A 20,531-nucleotide genomic window follows, 5' to 3' on the forward strand; every position below is an offset into this window, starting at 1 on the left:
TATTTGTACGGCGCGGGCGGCAGCTGGCTTGCCGTGCTGGAAATTGGACTTGAACAAGTCCACATCAATACCATTTTTCGCCACACCACAATCCTTTTATAAACAATGACTTATATCGAATAACCAGAAAGTCCCAGCTACCACATACAATACCACTTAAATACCTGTTGACAGCGCCGCGCGCCAACCCTATAGTGCTTTCAGCTTTTTCGCCGCCCGCAAAACAACAGGGGCCGGCGCCATCCACCATGGCTGGACCACACATGATCGAATACATAATCGGCGTCGACGGCGGCGGCAGCGGTACCCGGGTACGCCTGGCGCGGCCCGACGGGCAAGAACTGGCGCAGGGACACAGCGGGCCGTCCGGCCTGGCGCACGGCATCGCCCACGCATGGACGGCGGTGGCGCAGGCCGTTGAACTGGCGTTTGTCGAGGCGGGCCTGGCGCAGCCGCCCCTGCAACGCATGGCCATCGGCCTGGGCCTGGCCGGCGTGCACAACAAACAGTGGGCCGCCAGCTTTATCGAACACCATCCCGGCTATGCCCACGTGGCGCTGGAATCGGACGCCCTGACCACCCTGCTGGGCGCCCATGGCGGCCAGGCGGGCGCCATCGTGGCGATCGGCACCGGCAGCGTGGGCGAAGTGCTGCATGCCGACGGCAGCCGCCGGGAAGTGGGCGGCTGGGGCTTTCCTTCCGGCGACGAAGCGGGCGGCGCCTGGATCGGCATGCGCGCCGTCAACCATGCGCAGCAAGCGGTCGACGGCCGCGTACCCGCCAGCGGCTTTTCCACGGCCATCGTCAATGCCTGCGGCGGTGATCGCGACGCCATGCAGGCCTGGCTGGCGGCGGCCACGCAAACCACCTATGCGCAACTGGCGCGCGTGGTGCTCGACCACGCCGCCAGCGACGCCATGGCGCATGGCCTGCTGACGGAAGCGGGCCGCCAGGTCGCGCTGATCGCCAGCGCGCTCGACCCGCACGGCGGCTTGCCGGTGGCACTGTGCGGCGGCCTGGCCGCGCCCTTGCGCGCCTGGCTGCCCGACGCGCTGCTGCAAAAAGTGGTGCCGGCGCAGGGCGATTCGGCGGCCGGCGCCTTGCGCCTGGTGCGCCAGCGCCTGGAAGGCCTACCATCATGATGAGCACCCTGGCGGCCTTCAAGCCGGAACCGGACAGCGACACGCCGCTGTATCTGCAGCTGGCGAACATGCTGTCGGACGGCATCGCCGGCGGCGAGTGGCGCGCCAACCAGGCGCTGCCTTCCGAACGCGTGCTGTCGGACATGGTGGCCGTGTCGCGCGTCACGGCGCGCAAGGCGATCGACATGCTGTGCGAGCGCGGCATGCTGACCAGGAAGCGCGGCTCGGGCACCTATATCACGCCCAAGCTGGAACAGCCGCTGTCGCGCCTGACCAGTTTTTCGGAAGAGCTGCGCCAGCGCGGCTTCACGGCCGGTTCGCGCTGGCTGCAGCGCGACATCGGCGCGGCCGCGCCGCTGGAACTGCTATCGCTGGGCCTGTCGCCGCATATGCCGGTGGCGCGCCTGCGCCGTTTGCGCACGGCCGACGACGTGGTGATGGCGATCGAAACGACCACCATCCCGCTGCAGTACATGCCCGATCCGCAGCAGGTGAACGACAGCCTGTACGGCTACCTGGAAGCGCGCGGCGCGATCCCGATGCGCGCGCTGCAGCATATCCGCGCCGTCAACGCCAGCGCGGAACAGGCCAGGCTGGCGCAAATCAAGGAGGGTGAGGCCATGCTGCACATCACCCGTGTCAGTTATCTCGACAATGGCGCGGCGGTGGAACTGACCCACTCTTATTGCCGCAGTGATTATTATGAATTCGTAGCGGAGTCACGCAGATGAGCAGTACTACTATCCAAGGCAATATCCTGACCCCGGCCGGCTGGGTCCACGGCGCCATCGCCTTCGGCGAACGCGTGACCGCAGTCAACGGCGCCTCCAGCCACCCGTCGCAGAACGGCGACGACTATATCCTGCCCGGCTTTATCGACCTGCACGTCCATGGCGGCGGCGGCCACGACATCATGGAAGGCGGCGACGCGGTGCATGCGATCGCCGCCATCCATGCGCGCCACGGCACCACCAGCCTGTTGGCCACCACCATGACGGCGCCGCCCGAAGACATCGACATGGCATTGACCGCCATCGGCGCGGCGGCCAGACAGCGCCGCCCGAACGCGGCGCGCGTGCTGGGCGCCCACCTGGAAGGCCCCTATATCAATTCGGGCAAGCTGGGCGCGCAGCCGAACTACGCGCGCGCCGCCACCCTGGCCGAAATCGAACGGCTGGAAACCCTGGCGCAGCTGCGCGTGATCACGGTGGCGCCGGAAATCGCCGGCCACCTGGACCTGGTGCGCCAACTGGCCGACCGTGGCGTGCGCGTGCAGATCGGCCACACCCTGGGCTCGTATGAAGACGGCGTGGCCGCGCTCGAACACGGCGCGTCGGGTTTTACCCACCTGTTCAACGCCATGAGCGGCCTGCATCACCGCGAACCGGGCATGGTGGGCGCCGCCCTGGCCCATGCGCAGTACGCGGAACTGATTCCCGACCTGCTGCACGTGCACCCGGGCGCCATCAAGACGGCGCTGCGCGCGATTCCCCATTTGTACTGCGTGACCGATTCGACCGCCGCCACCGGCATGCCGGACGGCGAATACATGCTGGGCCGCCACGCCGTGCAAAAGTGCATGGGCGGCGTGCGCCTGCCCGACGGCACCCTGGCGGGCAGCACCCTGACGCTCGACCAGGCGCTGCGCAACCTGGTGGGACTGGGACTGGACCTGGCCGACGCCTCGCGCCGCGTCTCCACCAATGCCGCCGATTACCTGGGCCTGCAAGAACGCGGCCGGCTGGCCCCCGGCACTTACGCCGATCTGGTCGTGCTCGACCGCGATCTCAACCTCAAAGCTGTTTATATAGAAGGAGAACTCTGTGACCTCAATGATGCTTGAAGAAGCCGTTTCCGCCGCCGAATGCGTCGCCCTGCAACTGGCCAGCGACGGCGACCGCTACGCGGAACTGGGCCGCAAATTGAGGAGCACGCAGTTTTCCACCACGCTGACGATCGCGCGCGGCAGCTCCGACCACGCCTGCAGCTACCTCGCCTACCTGATCATGGCGCGCCTGGGCCGCGTCGTGGCCTCGCTGCCGATGTCGCTGGTGACGCTCAATAAATCGCCGTTGAAGACGCGCGACACCCTGGCCATCTCGATCTCGCAATCGGGCCAGAGCCCGGACGTGGTCGAACCGATCAAGTACTTCCGCGACGGCGGCGCCACCACCGTGGCGCTGGTCAACGATATCGACTCGCCGCTGGCGCACGCCGCCGAATGGGCGATGCCGCTGCGCGCCGGCAAGGAGAAAAGCGTGGCCGCCACCAAGAGCTTCATCACCAGCCTGGTGGCCGGCGCGCGCATGGTGGCGCAGTGGCAGAACGACCCGGAACTGCTGGCGGGCCTCGAAGCGCTGCCCGAAGCCCTGCTGGGCGCCACCCGCATCGACTGGTCGCCGGCCGTGGACGTGCTGGCGCCGGCCCGCAACATCATGGTGGTCGGACGCGGCATCAGCTTCCCGGTGGCGCTGGAATCGGCGCTGAAATTCAAGGAAACCTCGGCCCTGCAGGCCGAAGCGTTCAGCGGCGCCGAGATCAAGCACGGCCCGATGGCACTGATCGAGGACGGCTATCCGCTGTTGATCTTCGCCACGCGCGGCCCGACCCAGGCCAGCCTGCTGCAGCTGGCGACAGAGATGCGCGGCCGCGGCGCGAAAGTGCTGCTGGCGGCGCCCGACGATGTGGCCGAACGCGACCTGACCCTGCCGGTATCGGCCACGCCGGATCTCGATCCCATCGTCGCCATCCAGTCCTTCTACGTGATGGCAGCCCAGCTGGCGGCCGCGCGCGGCATGGATCCGGATGCGCCACGGCACCTGAGCAAAGTCACCAAGACCAACTAAGCCATACCTTTCATGGACCCGGACGCAGAGCCGGGCCATGGGCAGCGCACAGCGCGGGATAATAAAAATGATCAAGAGACTGCTGGCGGCACTCGCATGCGCGGCCCTGATGCCGTGCGTCCACGCCGTGGAAAACATCGAATTCTGGACCTTCAGCATGAAGCCCAGGTTCACGCCGTATTTCACGGACGCCGTGGCGCGCTACGAGGCGCAGAACCCTGGCGTGAAGATCGAGTGGATCGATTTTCCATGGGACGTGATCCAGACCAAGCTGGTCACGCGCATCGTGGCCGGCACGCCGCCGGCGCTGGTCAGCCTGAACGTACCCTGGGCCGATGAATATGCGCGCGACGGCCTGCTGATCCCCGTCGATGGTTTGATGGGCGAGGCGCGCGCCAGCTACTTGCCGTCCGCCCTGGCCGACCTGCGTTTCAATGGCCGCACCTATGGTTTTCCGCTGTACAGCAATGTGGCGATGATCGCCTTCAATACCGCCATCTTCAAACGGGCAGGGCTCACGCGCGGCCCCGCCAGCCTGGACGAACAGTTGGCCTTTGCGCGCCAGATCGCGCAAAAGACGGGCAAGGCGGGCCTGGCGCCGGCGCTGTCGAAAATCGACGGCCTGTTCATGCAGCAGGGCCTGGCCGTGATCGACAATCACCGCGCCGTGTTCAACTCGCCGCGGCATGTGGCGCTGGTACAAAAACTGGCCGACACCTATAAAGTGGGCGGCCTGCTGAAAGAAAGCCTGTTTGCCGAAGATAACTTCCCGGCCGTGATCGACGCGTATAAAGGTGGCCGGCTGGGCATGCTGCTGGCGCCGCCGACGGCCATGCAGCGCATCCGCAGCGACGCGAAAGACATCTACGCCATCACCGACGTGGCGCCAGCGCCCCTGGGCCCGACCGGCATCGCCGACGGCGGCTGGCTGGTGCATTTCGCCATCCCGAAAGGCGTGCCCGCGCGCCTGCTGCCGGCGGTCGGCAAGTTCGCCCGTTTTCTCACCAGCGACGACAAGCAGCTGGCCTTCGCGCGCCAGGCCGGCGTGTTTCCCACCACCGTGAAAGCGGCAAGCGATCCGTTTTTCCTGGCCACCCCGGCCAACGCCGGCGCCGCCGAAAAAGCGGTGGCCGCCGGCGCCCTGTCGATGCCCCACTCGCGCACCCTGTACGTGGCCGGCATCGACGACTACGACGAATTGCGCCGCTCGCTGGTAAAAGCCGTGGAAGCCGGCGTCACCGGCAAGCAGGATGTACGGCAGGCACTGGACCAGGCGGTCGCCATCTGGAACCGCAAGCTGGCCACCCTGCCCCGCCACGGAGAGCCGCGATGACACCAAGCCACCGCCGCACGCTGCAAGCCTGGCTGTTTCTCGCGCCGGCCCTGCTGCTGCTGGCGGCCTTTTCCTTCTGGCCGGTCGGCTACGGTTCGGTACTGGCGTTTACCGATTACAGCCTGATCCGCGAGACGCGCTTCGTCGGCCTCGACAACTTCCGCTACATCTTCAATAACGAGATGTTCGTCACCGGCCTGCAGAACTCCGTGGTGTTTTTGCTGATGGTGCCCTTCGTGCAGGTGGGCGCCATGGTGCTGGCCGTGCTGGTGAATAACCGTCTGCCCGGCATCCGCCTGTTCCGTGCCGCCTTCTATGTGCCGGTGGTAACCACGGTGTCGGTGGTCGGCATCATGTGGGGCTTCATGTTCCACGAACAGGGCGCGCTCAACTACGTGATGATGACGTTAAGGCTGGTGAGCGCGCCGGTGGGCTGGCTCAGCAACGACAGCCTGGCGCTGTTTGCCGTCATGTTCGTCACGCTGTGGCGCGGCCTGGGCTGGTATATGGTGATGTACCTGGCGGCCCTGCAGTCTATCCCGTCGGAGATGCAGGAAGCGGCCATCCTCGATGGCGCCAACCGCTGGCAGCGCTTCTGGAAGATCACCGTGCCCATGCTGCGCCCCACCATCATGCTGTGCACGATATTGTCGGTGCTGGCGGCATTGAAAGCCTACCAGGAAGTCGACGTGCTGACCCAGGGCGGGCCGATGAATTCGACGTTTACAGCCCTGTACTACGCCTACGACCAGGGCTTGAAACACCTGAAGCTGCCGCGCGCGCTGGCGGCCAGCTTTGTCGTGTCGCTGCTGTGCATCGGCATCGCGCTGGTCTGCCTGCGCTATCTGAAACCGAAGCACCGCTGAGATGGGAGCGATCTTGAAAAAACGTTTGCAACTGTTGGGCCACTACGGCGTGCTGTGCGCGATCGCCGTCGTCTGCGTGTTTCCGTTCTGGTGGACCCTGGTGACCGCCATTTCCACCGAGGGCAATATCTTCGCGTTTCCACCGACCTTCTGGCCGCAATCGCCGTCACTGGATAATTTTATCGAGGTGTTCCGGGCGATTCCGGTCTGGTCCTTCTTCAGGAACTCGGTGCTGATCGCGGCGTTCACGGTGCTCTGGAAACTGGCGCTGTGTTCGATGGCCGCCTATCCGCTGGCGCGGTTGAAATTTCGTGGCCGCAAGCTGGTGTTCGGCCTGATCCTGGCCACCCTGGTGCTGCCGTCCGAGGTCAATTTCCTGGTCAACTTCATCACCATCACACGTTTGAATCTGGTCGATACCTATACCGGCGTGATCCTGCCCAATGTGGTGACAGCGGTGGCCATTCTGCTGCTCAAGCAGGCCTTCGAGGAAGTGCCGCAAGACCTGATCGACGCGGCCAGGGTCGACGGCGCGTCCGAGTGGATCATCTTCAGCCGCATCATGCTGCCCTTGATCACGCCGTGGCTGGCGACGGTCGGCATATTGACGGCGGTCGAATCGTGGAATGACTATATCTGGCCGTCGATCGTGATGAGCAAGCCCGACGAATTCCCGCTGTCGGTGGGCGTGCTGTATTTGCGCGGCACCTTCGGCAGCAGCACGCGCGTGATCGCCGCCGGCACCCTGATCACCATCGTGCCGACCCTGCTGGCATTCCTGTTCACCCAGCGCTTCTTCATGCGCGGCATGGACGGCGCCGTCAAATGAAATCCTTGCATACCACCTCCCTCGAAAGGCACGACTCCATGAATGACAAAGCCGCACGCAGTCCGATCAGCTGGGTACCCACGCTGTACTTTGCCCAGGGACTGCCGTTCTATGCGGTGGCGCTGGTGGCCGGCCTGATGTTCAAGAGCATGGGCGTGCCGAACGATCAGATCGCGCGCTGGACCGGGGCGATCGGCCTGGCCTGGGTCTTCAAGCCGCTGTGGAGCCCTTTCCTGGAACTGGCCGCCAGCAAGAAGACCATGGTGGTGCTGTTCCAGTGCCTCGGTGGCCTGAGCCTGGGCATGATTGCGCTGGCCTTGCAGACGCCGGTCTGGTTTGCCGCCTGCGTGGCCGTGCTGGCGGTGGCGGCGCTGGCCTCGTCGACCCACGATATCGTCTGCGACGGCCTGTATATCGCCAGCCTGTCGCCGAAACAGCAGGCCGCCTATGCCGGCTGGCAGGGGGCGTTTTTCAATGCCGGCAAATTCATTTCGCTGGGCGGCCTGGTGATCCTGGCCGGCTACTTGGAAAAGCATATCGGCGTCAAGCCGGCATGGTCGGTGATCTTCCTGATCATCGGTGCCATGATGCTGGCGCTGGCCCTGTACCACAGCTGGTCGCTGCCGCAGGTACGTAACGTTGTCGTGGCCGACAGGAGCATGGCCGGCATAGGCGGCACGCTGTGGGACGTGTTCATCGACTTCCTGAAGAAACCCGGCATCTGGGGCATGATCGCCTTTATCATTTTGTTTCGCGCCGGCGAAGCGCAGGTGCAGACCATCGGCCCGCTGTTCCTGCGCGAAGCGCGCGAACTGGGCGGCCTGGGCCTGTCGACCACCGAAGTGGGCGCCGTGTATGGCACGGCCGGCACGGTGGCGTTTTTGCTGGGCAGCATAGGCGGCGGCTACTTCACGTCGGCGCTGGGACTCAAGCGCGCGATGCCGCTCCTGATCCTGGCGATGAATCTGCCCAACCTGGTGTTTTATTACCTGAGCCACAGCATGCCGACCGACCTGGCCCTGATCACGGCCGCGCTCAGTGCCGAGATGTTCGGCTACGGCTTCGGCTTTGTCGGCCTGATCCTGTTCATGATGCAGGTGGTCTCGGTCGGCAAATACCAGACCGCCCATTACGCGTTCGCCACCGGCGTGATGCAGCTGGGCTTCGTGCTGTTCAAGATGGTCAGCGGCGACATCCAGACGGCGCTGGGCTACAAGACGTTTTTCCTGTGGGTGCTGGTGTCGGCGCTTCCCGTGCTGGTGATGTCGCGCTTCATGCGCATCGCGCCAAAAGATGATGGAGCAAAGGCATAGCATGGCAGCGGTCACCCTCAACAATATCGTCAAGCGCTACGGCGAGCACGCCGTCATCCACGGCATCGACCTGGAGATACGCGACGGCGAATTCATCGTCTTCGTCGGGCCGTCCGGCTGCGGCAAGTCGACCCTGCTGCGCATGATCGCCGGCCTGGAAGACATCAGCGGCGGCGAGCTGCATATCGCCGGCAAGCTGGCCAACGATATCGCGCCGGCAGAACGGGGCCTGGCGATGGTGTTCCAGAGCTATGCGCTGTATCCGCACATGACGGTGTACGAGAACATGGCATTTGCCTTGAGCCTGGCCGGCCACAAGAAGGCCGAGGTGCGCGCGGCCGTCGAGCACGCCGCCGACATCTTGCAGATCACGCCGCTGCTGCAGCGTAAACCAAAAGACCTGTCCGGCGGCCAGCGCCAGCGCGTGGCGATCGGCCGCGCCATCGTGCGCAAACCGCAGCTATTTTTGTTCGACGAACCGCTGTCGAACCTGGACGCCTCGCTGCGCGTGCAGATGCGCATGGAACTGTCGCGTTTGCACCAGGCGCTGCAAACGACCATGATCTATGTCACCCACGACCAGGTCGAGGCGATGACCCTGGGCCAGCGCATCGTCGTCTTCAACGGCGGGCGCATCGAGCAGGTCGGCACGCCGCATGCGCTGTACAACCACCCCGCCACCTTGTTCGTGGCCGGCTTTCTCGGCGCACCCAAAATGAATTTGCTGGCCTGCGTGGCGGTTGCCACCGATGCCGCCACGGTGACGGTGCGCCTGCCTGGCGGCGCCCTGCTGGCGGTGGCGGCCGATGGCGGCGGCGTGACGGCCGGCGACAGCCTGAGCCTGGGCGTGCGCGCCGAGCATATCGCCACCGCCGGCAGTGCCGGCAGCAACCTGGTCGAGGCCGCCGTCAGCCATGTGGAATACCTGGGCGACATGGCCATCGTGCATGCCAGCGTACAGGGCGTCACGCAAACGCTGTCCATCAGGCAAGCTGTGGAAGGCGGCTTGCCGCAGGCCGGCCAGGCCCTGCGCCTGCATTTTCCGGCCCACCATTGCCTGTTGTTCGATGCCCAGGGCAAGGCCCTGCCGCGCACGCCAGGCGCCCCGCCCGCCCCGTTTATGTGACAATAGACCATGTTGATCATGCTGCCGCTCTTGGCCTTGCGCTTGCGGAGTGGCAGAATGCCTGTTTTTCCAATTATTCCTGCCCCAGGCATGGCCGCCGCGCGATCCGCGGCAGAGCGTGCCGGAGCGTCTTTTTGTTATTGATTGAAGGATAACCCATGTCCCAATTCCGTCTTGCCCGTATCAGCCTGCTCCTGGCCGCCATCGGTCTCAATGTCCTGCCTGCCCTGTCGCACGCCCAGGACGCCAAGCCAGCCGCCGCAGGTGCGCCTGCCGCCGCGCCGGCCGACACGGTACGCCCTGAAATCTTCAAGCTGCTCGATCCGGCCGCCGTCAAGGCGTCGATGGATGCCAAGAACTACGCCGATGTGCAAAGCCGCATCGACCAGGCCGCCGCCACGCCGGCCCTGACGCCATATGAAACCTTCGTCATCAACCGCCTGCGCGTGGCGCTGGGTTCGACCACCAACAATGCGGCGATGGCCATGCCTGCGCTGGAAGCGGTGATCGAGTCGGGCAAGCTGGACAAAAAATCGCAAGGCGACTTCATCCAGGCGCTGGCCAACTACCACTACAACGCCAAGGATTATCCGAACGCGATCAAATGGTTCACGCGCTACCAGACGGAAACCGGCGACGTCGCCAGCGTGCGTCCTTACATTATCCGCGCCTATTATTTCGGCAACGACTTCGCCCGCGCCAAGCAGGAATTGCTGAGCGACATCACCGCCAAGCAGCAGGCCGGCCAGACGCCGACCCTGGAAGAACTGCAACTGCTGGCCAACACGGGCTCGAAAAGCAAGGAACCGGCGACCTACCTGATCGCCATGGAAAACCTGGTGCGCTACTACCCGTCGGATGACTACTGGACCGACCTGCTGGGCCGCGTGCAAAGCAAGGCCGGCTATTCGGACCGCTTTGCGCTGGACGTGCTGCGCCTGCAATTCAAGGCCGTCGGCACCATGCCGGAACGCGACTACAGCGACATGGCGGAAATCGCCCTGGCCAACGCCTTCCCGACCGAAGCGAAAAAAGTCCTCGACGCCGGCTACGCCAAAGGCCTGCTGGGCACGGGCGCGAACGCCGCCAAGCACAAGCGTCTGCGCGACCAGGCCAACAAAGGCGCAGCCGACGATGCGAAAAGCATCGCCACCGGTGAAGCGGCCGCCAACAAGAGCAAGGACGGCACCGGCCTGATCAACCTGGGCTACGCCTATGTGACGATGGACCAGTTCGACAAAGGTATCGACCTGATCCAGAAAGGCATCGCCAAGGGCGGCCTGAAGCGCCCCGAAGACGCCAAGCTGCGCCTCGGTTCCTCGCTGGCCATGGCTGGCAAGAAAGACGAAGCCATCAAGGTACTGGAAACAGTCCAAGGCGGCGAAGGCGTGAGCGACCTGGCCCGCTACTGGATCTTCTGGCTGAACCGCCCTGCCACGGCAGCGGCAGCAGCACCTGCAGCCCAGTAAGTTTCAGGCATCAGCTACAACAAAGCGGCCCCGGTTAATACCGGTGCCGCTTTTTTCCATGTCTTTTGTTTGACCAATAAAAGATTGGATACACTTGGCTTGGGCGGACATGATCTATGGAGCTGCGGTTGTCGGCCAAGAGTGGACATTGCCAAACTTGTACATCGGCTCGCGGTTTTTCTCCACGCTTCCTCCCCACGGTCGGTCCCACGGTCGGTCGCCCTTCCGCAGTTGTGCTTCACTTCGTTCGTTATGGCCAGCTCACGGCAGGACTTGCACAAGCAAGAATACGCCCATGCTGGACGCACATAGAAAAGCCACCAGCACAGTTATGCGGCAGGCAGCGAAACCTAGCGTGCCGGGCAAGGAGAACCAAAGCGAAATGTTGGACTTATTACGATATAATCAAATTATTATTTAAATAACCAAATCCAACGATGACACAAGACGAAATGAATAACCTGTTACTCGAGAATGTGGCTTTGATCTCGGACGTTGTCGCGTCGTTAGGCGAGACGATTAACGAGCAGGCGCAGTCTGTAGCCGCGCTTGAAGCGAGACTAGAGGCACGTAGCGCACTGCCTGATCTATTTTCTCTAGCCCTTTTTAATCAGCTGTCATCCACTTTCCCTGAGTTGCCAGACGAGTTGCTGCGCGTTCTGCGAAACTTTTCCGAGCAGCCGGAAATCAGTTCGGAATGGAAGGAAACGGCAACGGCCCTCATCAAGATCGTTGAGACCAACACGAATAACGGTGAACCAGACCAATCGGCGCGGAACCTTACGCTAGTCTATAGCAGCGAAAAAACATAGTCTTTCTCGATAAGGATCTAAAGCGCCGGAAATCTTGAATATCCGCTTGATGGCTATTGTGTTGAAAAACGCGGGTACGTTGACGTTTAGATAGAAAGCCTGCCAGCCTAGACTGGCCGAACCGCCGCTATTGAAAGATCAGCGACTGCTTGGAGGTCTGAAACCTCCCGAAATTGTTGCCGTTCGACTTCTTCAATACAATAGTGCGTAACCTGCCATTCAGCGATGGACCATACAGCTTTCCTGCTCCATGAGCAAACCAGCAAAATATGTCACGACCAAAGTCGCCAGCCCAGGCTCTCCGGGCCAAGCGGGCCTGAAAAATGTCGAGGGCAAGGCGCGGCGACGCAGACAGTACGCATGTACGGCAAGGAGCCGCAACGCCGCCATCGGCATTTTCTCGGGCCCGCGTCTCCGGCCCGCTGTTTTTAAGTTTTTAAGCTTCAGGCATGACGGCTGCTTACCCCGGCTTGCAACCATCGAACCATAAAAAAAGACAGGCACCCATTACAGGAACCTGCCTTGAAAAACAACCGGCAGCAAGAACGCGGTGCCGCGCGCCCCTATCTGCCTTGAAAACTACTACAACTTACAGCTTGCCGCGCACGCCGAGGTAAAAGGTCCGGCCATTGCTGTAGAAAGCGCGTGGCTGATCCTTGTTCTCCGCATACATCTTGATGGTCGTATTGGTCAGGTTCAGCGCATCGAACGTGATGGTGAAATGCTCGTTGATCTTGTAATTGATCGAACCGGCCAGTCCACCACTGCCTTCCACATGCTGGCTGGCGCCACGGTCCACGCCCGCCTTGTAGGCCGAACGATAGTTATAGGCCAGGCGCGCGGACAGCGCATTGGCTTCGTAGAACGCCGTCAGGTTGTAGGTGTTGCGCGACGCGTTGACCAGTTCGTCACCGTTGTCGAGCTTGCCATCGGCATAGGTGTAGTTGGCCAGGATGCCGAAGTCGCCAAACAGCGGCTGCTGGTAGCTGAACTCCGCGCCCTTGTTCTTGCCGCTGGTATTGAATGGCGACGTGATCAGGTAGACGGCGTTGGCATTGCGCTTGCTGTTGAAATACGTGGCGCTGACGGTACCGTTCGACACCACCGATTTCAGGTCCATGTAGAACAGGCCCACCGAGAAGGCCGACTTCGGTGCGAAATACCATTCGGCGCTCACTTCGGCGTTGTCCGACTTGACCGGATTCAGGTTGACGTTGCCGCCGCTGCCGCTCAGTGCATCGTCGTTCAGCGAGACCGAACCGCCCAGCGCGCTGTAGTCGGGACGGGCGATGGTGCGGGCAATCGCTGCGCGCACCACCACGTCGTTGCGCACGTCGAACTTGATGTTGGCGCTAGGCAGGTAGTCGTTATAGGTACGCTCGTACAACTTTTGCGAATACGGGCCCCAGTCGGAACCGGTGATCGTGCCGCCGGCCTGGTTGACCAGGGTCGACTGCTTGGTATGCACGGCGCGCAGGCCGAAGTTGCCGCTCCAGTTGTCGCCGGTCAGGTTGGCCATGGCGTAGACGGCCGAGGTTTTTTCCTGCAGGCGGAATTCGTCGGTCCAGTTGTGGCGGCGCACATAGTCGAACAGACGGTTGCCGTTGGCCGCGCCCCAGGCGCCCAGGGCCGCGCCGTCATACTTGAAGTAGTTCGACGACAGGTTGCCGCCCAGGTTGTTGGCGAAGTCGCTCGGGTACATGCTGCCGGTCCACACCGGGCCCGGGTTGGTGAAGCCCAGCGCGCCCGGACGGGTTTCGAACGGATGCTCGGCATCGCGCTTGTGGTCGGTCATGCGGCCACCGAACTTGATGCTGTCCCACACGCCGCTCGAGATGCGCAGTTCGGCGTCGAGCTGGGCGTATTTTTCCTGGTCGACCGAACGCGATTCGCCACCGCCGGCCCAGGCCGTCGAACCTGGCTTGGTGGTGGTGCCGCCCGGATACGAGACGCTGGCCGGGCTCATGCCGTTCAGCTGGTAGACCATGCCGCCGTCGACATTGTTCTGGTAGTACACATCGTCGCGGTCATAGCCGACGCCGTGGGTCTTGCCCACTTTGCCGCTCAGGGTCAGGTCCTTGGTGGCGCGGTACTTGAAGTTGAAATCGAGGTAGTACGATTCGCCGCCCGCGTCGGGACGGTAGATATTGTCGACTTCGCCCGAGTTGGTGCCGAAGGTGGCGCCCGTCAAGGTGCCATTCTTGACCGTGTAGTTGGTCGGCACCTGGTTGGCGCTGTTGATCGAGTTGGCCGGCGCGGCCAGCCAGTTGGTGTTCTGGTGCGGGGCTTTCAGTTCCGAATAGAAACCGTTCAGGTCCAAGGTCAGATCCTTGCTCGGCTTGAATTCGATGTCGAAGGCGCCACCGGCGCGGGTTTTCTTTTGCTCGAACAGGCTGGCGCCGATAAAGGTCGGCACTTTCACGCCGGCCAGTTCAGGGTGGGCCTTGGCGGCAGCGCTGTCGGCGGCGATCGGCGTATAGCCGAGGATTTCCTGGCCATCGCGGCGCACCGACGATTTTTGCGAGAAGCCCTGCACCATGATGCCCAGGGTATTGCTGTCGTTCTTCCAGTTCACCAGGCCCGAGAACTGCGGTTCGGTCTTGCCGGCCAGGTCATTGTAGAAGCCCTGGATCGAGCCTTCGGCCGTCACCTGGTTCTTGAATTCCAGCGGACGGCGGGTGATCACGTCGATCACGCCCGACACGCCGCCTTCCGGCAGGTCGGCGGTGGCGCTCTTGTGCACCACCACGGAACTGACCAGTTCGGACGGCAGCAGGGAAAAACTGCTGCTGCGGCCGACATTGCCGCCGAACTGGTTCAGCACGAACCAGTCGCCGGTGCTGATGGCATGGCCGTTGAACAGGGTTTGCTGGAAGCTGGGGCTGGTGCCGCGCAGGCTGACGCGGTCGTTTTCGCCGAAGCCGCCTTCGCCGCCGGCCGACGATTGCGTATTGACACCTGGCAGGCGCTGGATCGCGTCGGCCACGTTACGGTCAGGCATCTTGCCGATATCTTCGGCGGTCACCACTTCGACCACGGAATCGGCATTGCGTTTTTGCTTGAGCGACTTTTCCAGCGAGGCGCGCACGCCCGTGACGGTCACCACGGTGACGTCTTCGGCCGGCGCTTCCTGCGCTTGGGCCGAAAACGCCAGACCGGCGGCCAGCACGGCCACCGCCGTGGCGATCGGCGTGCGGCGGCGCGATCCGGATGTCACAACGACGGCTGCAGGTGTCAAATTGCGTTTCATGTACTCCCCCTTGATGGCGGTTCCAGGATGGAACCTGTTCATTTTTTAATATGGATCCTGTTGATGTTGCGGACCCTTCTGTCAACCACTTACAAAACCAATTTAACGCCAATATACTACTATCCAATACCAGAACACTACCAGTTAAACCATTTTTTTTATAACGTTGTGACAATCACACAGACCACTTGGGGCTGTTTCAGGGCGCTGCCGTATGGGGAGACAGCCATACCAGAAGGAAAAAAGTGGCATGACGGGGAAGAAAACGAGGTGGGGTGAATTGGTTTTGCCGTGGTCTTCTTTGGTATTATCCATTCGCGCATCAGCGCCAACCCAGCAGCCACAGAGCGCGTCCGCAACGCGCCGCACCGGAGACCGACAGCACATGACCACCCTGGCTGACATCATGCAAGACCTGGGGCAAAGCAGCAGCCTGCCCCTGTACCAGCAATTGCAGCGCGCGCTGCGCCTGGCGATCGACAAGCGCATCCTGGGCCCGGACGAAGCGCTGCCGGCCGAGCGCCAACTGGCCAGCGATCTGTCGGTCTCGCGCATTACCGTGCGCAAGGCCATCGATGGCCTGGTGGGCGAAGGCCTGCTGGTAAAGCGCCCCGGCTCGGGCAACTTCATCAATACCCGCATCGAGAAGAATTTTGCCAAGCTGACCTCGTTTTCGGAAGACATGCGCGCGCGCGGACGAACGCCGCGCAGCGTGTGGCTCAAGCGCTCGGAAGGCACGGTGACGCCGGAGGAAGCGCTGCGGCTGCGGCTGTCGCCAGGCGCGCCCGTGTACCGTTTTCACCGCATCCGCTATGCGGACGACCTGCCGATGTGCCTGGAATACGCCACCATCGCGGCGGGCTGCCTGCCGTCGCTCGAGTCGGTCGACATTTCCATGTATGACGCGCTCGAGCAGGCGGGCAATCGCCCGGTGCGGGCCTTGCAGCGCCTGAGCGCGCTGCTGCTGACGGGCGAACAGGCGGTGCTGCTGCAGGCGCGCGAAGGCGATGCCGGCCTGTCGGTCGAGCGCCTGGGATTTTTGCGCGATGGCCGCGCGGTGGAGTTTTGCCGCTCCTACTTTCGCGGCGACATGTATGATTTTGTGGCGGAACTGAGCACCAGCTGAGGCCGGCATCGCGATTCAAGGAGAAGCACATGAAGGAACCGCTGCTGCCGCCCTGCCGGCATCCGCTGGTCGAGATCCGCAGCCTGCTGCCAGCCGACATTCCCGATTGGTATGCCTACCTGCGCGAACCCGAGGTCATCCAGCACACCAGCTGGAACTTGCGCGATATTAACGACCTGTACGCGCTGTACAACGATTACCAGTGCGAGGGACCCGAAACGCCGCTGCGGTTTGCCATCGCCGAGCGCGCCACCGGACGCCTGGTCGGCACCCTGGGCTTCAACCATCGCTCGCTGCAGCATCGCCATGCCGAAATCGCCTATGATCTTGCGCCGGCATGGTGGGGACGCGGCATCGCCACCGCGCTGTGCCTGGACGCCAGCGAGTGGGCGCTGCGGTCGCAGCACTGGCTGCGGGTGCAGGCGGTGGTGCTCGACACGAATGCCGCGTCGATACGGGTACTGGAAAAAGCGGGATTTGAACGCGAGGGCTGGCTGCGCGCCTATCGCGTGGTGCGCGGCGTACCGGGCAATTTTTTCATGTATGCGCGCGTGGCGTCTGGCGCCGCCCTCTAGTGCCCCTGGCGGGACACTGACGGCAGGTAAACACTTACTTCTCTTCCTTGGGCGGCAGGAAGCAGGCTTCGACGATCTGCAGGTCGTTGTCCTTGGCAAACTCGCGCACGAAGTGGAAGGCCATCGGTTCGATCTCGCGCAGCTTGGTGTTGACCACCACCGACTTGACGCCGTTGACGATGGTCGGGCGAACGTAGGGAGAGTATTGCAGGTGCGCATTGCGCCCGCCACCCTCGGGATTGAAACAGGACATCACTCCGCACAGGCGTTCGGCCCAATCACTGGGGCGAAATTGCTTGCCATTGCTGGTGAGACCAAGGATGAAGAACTCGTCTGAGAGTTTTCCGTTGTTTTGAGATAACTCGGCCATGTGGCTTGTCGGGACTGGATTGCGTGAATGGCCCCGGCGGGTAAACCGGGCTGGTAGTTCAGTGCGTCTTGCGGACAGTCAGTATTATATCTTATAGAAGACTTGGGTTCTACCTCGATCTGTCCTGATCTGCCGGCCAGATGCAAAAGGGGCCGGCACACTTGCGGCGCCAGCCCCTTATTCTAATCGAATTGCACTTGCCACACGACGTGCATCAACCGAGGAAGATCGCACCTGACAACAGCAGCAGCAGCAGCATCCACAGCAGCAAGGCGCGCCAGACCAGGCCCACCGTGCTTTGCAAGGCGCGCACGCCGGGCTCGTCGCCGGGCAGGATATCGCTTTCGCTGTCGCTGTCGTCGATCGCCACGTCGAGCGTGATCACCACGCGCGCCGCGGTCTCCGCCGGCGTGCCCAGGCGTACGCCCATGGCGCCGCCGCCGGCCGTCAGGATGATGCCGATCGCCTCGTCGTACCAGCGATGGGCGAAATTGCGCCAGGCGTAGATGGCGTCTTCGAAGTTGCCGACCACGGCAAAGGCGACCGCCGTCAGGCGCACGGGAATCCAGTCGATCCAGTAAAAGGCGCGCGCGGCAAACAGGCCAAATGCTTCATTGCGCATGTGTTCGGGTTCATTCCAGGCGCGCGCCAGGTATTCGGCCACGCGGTACATCACGGCGCCGGCCGGCCCGAACGGCATCATGAACCAGAAGAAGACGCCGAACACATTGCGATGCGTGGTGATCAGGGCTTTTTCGACGGCGATGCGGGAAATTTCATTGGTCTCCATGCCCACCGTGTCGAGCTTGGTCCATTCGGCCAGCAAGGTGCGCGCGGCCGGCTCGTCGCCGGCGCTCAGGGCCAGCTGTATCGACGTGAAGTAATGGCTGTAGTGGCGAAAACCCAGGGTCAGGTAGACGATCAGCACGTTCCAGGCAAACATCACCAGGGTCAGCTCGTAATACTTCAACGCCCAGTAGATCCCGGCGGTGGGGATCATCAGCATGCCCATCATCAAAAACCAGCCCATGCGGCCGTGGCTGGCGTGGCCAGCGTTGAACCAGGTCTCCATGCGCATCGCCATGCTCTTGATCTCGGCGTAGATCATATTATCCGCACGCAAGGGCTTGAGCTGCTCGATCAGTAGTGCGCAAAGTATGGAGAAAAATGTCATCGATGGTCCTTTTTGTCTTTTACAGCAATACCGCAATGCCCGCTACGATAACGCAGTGCAGTGCCGGAATCAAACTTATTACAATTGAAGCTGATATTTGGACAATTGTCTAAGTAATCTTCAGGAAAATATTGTGAGTTTATGACGAACAGAACCGGATGCTATGCAAGGCGTTCGCTGCGACGCAGTGCGAGCACTGCTAGCAGCGGACAACGCCGCAGAGCGCCGGTTATGGAAGTCAGAAATCACAAGAATTTATTGGATGTTACGTTAGGCGCGCAAGAGGTGGAACAAGTTGCGCAACATGCCGGCGGTCGCGCCCCAAATGTAAAACCGCTCATACGGCATGGCGTAGAAGGAGCGGCGCCCGCCCGGCAATTCCACGGACAAACGCTGGTGATTCAAGCCATCCATCAGAAAGGCCAGCGGCACTTCGAATATTTCCGCCACTTCCGACGGATCGGCGCGCAGCTCGAACGGCGGCGTAACCAGGCCCACCACGGGCGTGACGCGGTAGCCGGTGCCGGTCAGGTAATCGGGCAGCTGGCCCAGCACTTCCACGTGGCTGCGCGCCAGGCCCACTTCTTCTTCCGTTTCGCGCAGCGCCGTGGCAATCGCCGAGGCGTCATACGCTTCGCTGCGGCCACCGGGAAAGCTGACCTGCCCGGCATGGCTGCTCAGGTGATCGGTGCGCATGGTCAGCAGGATCGTCAAGCCTTCGGGGCGCAGCACCAGCGGGATCAGCACGGCGGCCGGCACCGGTTCGGCGCGGGCGGACAGGAAATCCTGGGTGATCTCGGGCTGCCATGCCGGCGGCGATGACAGGCGCTGGCGCAAGGCCTCGGGCGTCATGCGCGCGGCATCGAGCGCCGCTTCGCCGGCAATCGAATCGACAGCCAGTTTTTTCGGGTCAAACGCGATAGTTGCCATGCTAACAGCCTCCAGCTCCAGAAATAAAAAGGGGGCACCCATAGGCACCCCCTCTTCCAAACGCAGACGCTGGTATTACGCGCTTGCTTTCGCCACAACGCGGCGGTTTGGCAATTTTTCTTTGATACGCGCCGATTTACCCGAACGCTCACGCAGATAGTACAGCTTGGCGCGGCGAACATCACCACGGCGTTTCACTTCGATCGAAGCGATCAGCGGCGAGTACAGTTGGAACGTACGCTCGACGCCTTCGCCGGACGAGATCTTGCGAACGATGAAGTTCGAGTTCAGGCCACGGTTACGACGGGAGATAACGACGCCTTCGTAAGCCTGGGCGCGCTTGCGCGTACCTTCGACCACGTTGACGCTGACGATGACGGTATCGCCTGGTGCGAAGTCAGGAATCGATTTACCCAGACGGGCGATCTCTTCTTGCTCTAATTGTTGAATCAGATCCATTTTTAACACTCCGAAAGCCATCATGCCGGCGCACTGTGGATAGCTGACTATCCGCCCGGTAGAGGATGGGTACTGCACTAATTGGGCAACATGCCCGGCACTGCAAGGCCACCCTGCTTGTTCTCAGAAGAAAACTTACAGGCTGGCCAGGAATTGTTCGTCGGCCTTGCTGAGCAAGCCGGCGGCGCGCGCGCTGATCAACAGATCAGGACGCTTCTTCGCGGTCGCTTCCAGCATGCGCTGGCGGCGCCACTTGACGATCTCGGCATGGTTGCCACCCATCAGGACGGGTGGCACGCTCGTGCCTTCATACGTTTCCGGCCGCGTATAGTGCGGCGAATCGAGCAAGCCATTGACAAAGCTGTCTTCGACCGCCGACGCCTCGGTGTTCAACACACCAGGCAACAGCCGGATCACCGCGTCCATCAGCGCCATGGCGGGCAACTCACCGCCCGACAACACGAAGTCACCGACGCTGATTTCCTCGTCGACACAACGGTCAAGCAGGCGCTGGTCCACGGCTTCATAGCGGCCACACAAAATCACCAGGCCGGGTTCGGCCTTCAGTTGCGTGACGCGCTCATGCGTCAGGGCGCGGCCTTGCGGCGACATGAACACCACGCGCGGCGCGGCCAGACCGAGGTCCTGCTGGCGCTGCTTTGCTGCATGGATGGTCGCCTCCAGCGGCTTGGCCATCATCACCATGCCAGGGCCGCCGCCATACGGGCGGTCATCCACGGTACGGTGATTGTCGCTCGTGAAATCACGGGGATTCCACAAGGACAAGCCACATTTCTGCTGCTCGAAGGCACGCCGGGTCACACCCGACTGCGTCAGCGCGGCAAACATTTCCGGGAACAGGGTCACGACATCAAATTGCATCGCAGCCCCATACAGAAAGTTTGCCCGTC

The 20,531-nt window shown here is 62.4% G+C and carries 19 protein-coding genes; 13 read left to right on the forward strand and 6 right to left on the reverse strand.

Annotated elements, in window-relative coordinates; all coding sequences use genetic code 11:
- Positions 1-263 precede the first annotated feature (263 nt).
- The 11 genes from Q8L25_RS28880 to Q8L25_RS28930 all read left to right on the forward strand — a co-directional run bounded on the left by Q8L25_RS28880 (position 264) and on the right by Q8L25_RS28930 (position 11,736).
- Positions 264-1,142: a BadF/BadG/BcrA/BcrD ATPase family protein gene (locus Q8L25_RS28880; RefSeq protein ID WP_308922659.1), complete on the forward strand. Its 879-nt coding sequence runs from the start codon at positions 264-266 to the stop codon at positions 1,140-1,142.
- Positions 1,139-1,873 carry a GntR family transcriptional regulator gene (locus tag Q8L25_RS28885; RefSeq protein ID WP_308922660.1) on the forward strand — a complete coding sequence of 245 codons (735 nt, stop codon included), beginning with the start codon at positions 1,139-1,141 and terminating at the stop codon, positions 1,871-1,873. Before Q8L25_RS28880 ends, Q8L25_RS28885 begins: the two co-directional genes overlap by 4 nt.
- Positions 1,870-2,985 (forward strand): N-acetylglucosamine-6-phosphate deacetylase, encoded by a 1,116-nt coding sequence (gene nagA / locus Q8L25_RS28890; RefSeq protein WP_308922661.1) that lies wholly within the window; start codon positions 1,870-1,872, stop codon positions 2,983-2,985. The genes Q8L25_RS28885 and nagA overlap by 4 nt, the downstream gene beginning before the upstream one ends.
- Positions 2,975-3,988 (forward strand): SIS domain-containing protein, encoded by a 1,014-nt coding sequence (locus tag Q8L25_RS28895; protein WP_308922662.1) that lies wholly within the window; start codon positions 2,975-2,977, stop codon positions 3,986-3,988. Before nagA ends, Q8L25_RS28895 begins: the two co-directional genes overlap by 11 nt.
- 67 nt (positions 3,989-4,055) lie before the next feature.
- On the forward strand, positions 4,056-5,321 hold the full coding sequence (locus Q8L25_RS28900; protein ID WP_308922663.1) for an extracellular solute-binding protein: 1,266 nt from the start codon (positions 4,056-4,058) through the stop codon (positions 5,319-5,321).
- Positions 5,318-6,187 (forward strand): sugar ABC transporter permease, encoded by an 870-nt coding sequence (locus tag Q8L25_RS28905; RefSeq protein ID WP_308922664.1) that lies wholly within the window; start codon positions 5,318-5,320, stop codon positions 6,185-6,187. Before Q8L25_RS28900 ends, Q8L25_RS28905 begins: the two co-directional genes overlap by 4 nt.
- A 13-nt stretch (positions 6,188-6,200) precedes the next feature.
- Positions 6,201-7,016, forward strand: coding sequence for a carbohydrate ABC transporter permease (locus Q8L25_RS28910; protein ID WP_308922665.1), 816 nt, complete (start codon positions 6,201-6,203; stop codon positions 7,014-7,016).
- 38 nt (positions 7,017-7,054) lie between these two features.
- Positions 7,055-8,329, forward strand: coding sequence for an MFS transporter (locus Q8L25_RS28915; protein ID WP_308922666.1), 1,275 nt, complete (start codon positions 7,055-7,057; stop codon positions 8,327-8,329).
- A 1-nt stretch (position 8,330) separates the two neighbouring features.
- On the forward strand, positions 8,331-9,455 hold the full coding sequence (locus tag Q8L25_RS28920; protein ID WP_308922667.1) for a sn-glycerol-3-phosphate ABC transporter ATP-binding protein UgpC: 1,125 nt from the start codon (positions 8,331-8,333) through the stop codon (positions 9,453-9,455).
- A 158-nt stretch (positions 9,456-9,613) separates the two neighbouring features.
- Positions 9,614-10,924: a hypothetical protein gene (locus Q8L25_RS28925; protein WP_308922668.1), complete on the forward strand. Its 1,311-nt coding sequence runs from the start codon at positions 9,614-9,616 to the stop codon at positions 10,922-10,924.
- Positions 10,925-11,376: 452 nt separating this feature from the next.
- On the forward strand, positions 11,377-11,736 hold the full coding sequence (locus Q8L25_RS28930; protein ID WP_308922669.1) for a hypothetical protein: 360 nt from the start codon (positions 11,377-11,379) through the stop codon (positions 11,734-11,736).
- A 589-nt stretch (positions 11,737-12,325) separates the two neighbouring features.
- On the opposite strand, the gene Q8L25_RS28935 is transcribed toward Q8L25_RS28930, so the two are convergent.
- Entirely contained in the window at positions 12,326-14,986 is a 2,661-nt protein-coding gene (locus tag Q8L25_RS28935; protein ID WP_308922670.1) for a TonB-dependent receptor, read from the reverse strand.
- Between the two features lie 385 nt (positions 14,987-15,371).
- Between Q8L25_RS28935 and Q8L25_RS28940 the strand changes: the two genes are divergently transcribed.
- Positions 15,372-16,112: a GntR family transcriptional regulator gene (locus tag Q8L25_RS28940; protein ID WP_308922671.1), complete on the forward strand. Its 741-nt coding sequence runs from the start codon at positions 15,372-15,374 to the stop codon at positions 16,110-16,112.
- A 29-nt stretch (positions 16,113-16,141) separates the two neighbouring features.
- Positions 16,142-16,687, forward strand: a complete 546-nt coding sequence (locus Q8L25_RS28945) for a GNAT family N-acetyltransferase (protein ID WP_308922672.1) — start codon at positions 16,142-16,144, stop codon at positions 16,685-16,687.
- Positions 16,688-16,721: 34 nt separating this feature from the next.
- Here the strand turns inward: Q8L25_RS28945 and Q8L25_RS28950 are convergent, their stop codons facing one another.
- From Q8L25_RS28950 to trmD, 5 genes are all read right to left on the reverse strand, one after another.
- A complete protein-coding gene (locus Q8L25_RS28950) occupies positions 16,722-17,057 on the reverse strand; it encodes a DUF3579 domain-containing protein (RefSeq protein WP_308922673.1) in 336 nt (111 codons plus the stop codon).
- 214 nt (positions 17,058-17,271) lie between these two features.
- A complete protein-coding gene (locus tag Q8L25_RS28955; RefSeq protein ID WP_308922674.1) occupies positions 17,272-18,231 on the reverse strand; it encodes a CobD/CbiB family protein in 960 nt (319 codons plus the stop codon).
- A gap of 270 nt (positions 18,232-18,501) precedes the next feature.
- A complete protein-coding gene (locus tag Q8L25_RS28960; RefSeq protein ID WP_308922675.1) occupies positions 18,502-19,161 on the reverse strand; it encodes a CoA pyrophosphatase in 660 nt (219 codons plus the stop codon).
- Positions 19,162-19,236: 75 nt separating this feature from the next.
- Entirely contained in the window at positions 19,237-19,620 is a 384-nt protein-coding gene (gene rplS, locus Q8L25_RS28965; RefSeq protein ID WP_035825414.1) for a 50S ribosomal protein L19, read from the reverse strand.
- A gap of 135 nt (positions 19,621-19,755) precedes the next feature.
- Entirely contained in the window at positions 19,756-20,502 is a 747-nt protein-coding gene (gene trmD / locus Q8L25_RS28970) for a tRNA (guanosine(37)-N1)-methyltransferase TrmD (protein WP_308922676.1), read from the reverse strand.
- Between the last annotated feature and the right edge of the window lie 29 nt (positions 20,503-20,531).

This window comes from Janthinobacterium sp. J1-1 (assembly GCF_030944405.1).
GTDB lineage: Bacteria > Pseudomonadota > Gammaproteobacteria > Burkholderiales > Burkholderiaceae_D > Janthinobacterium.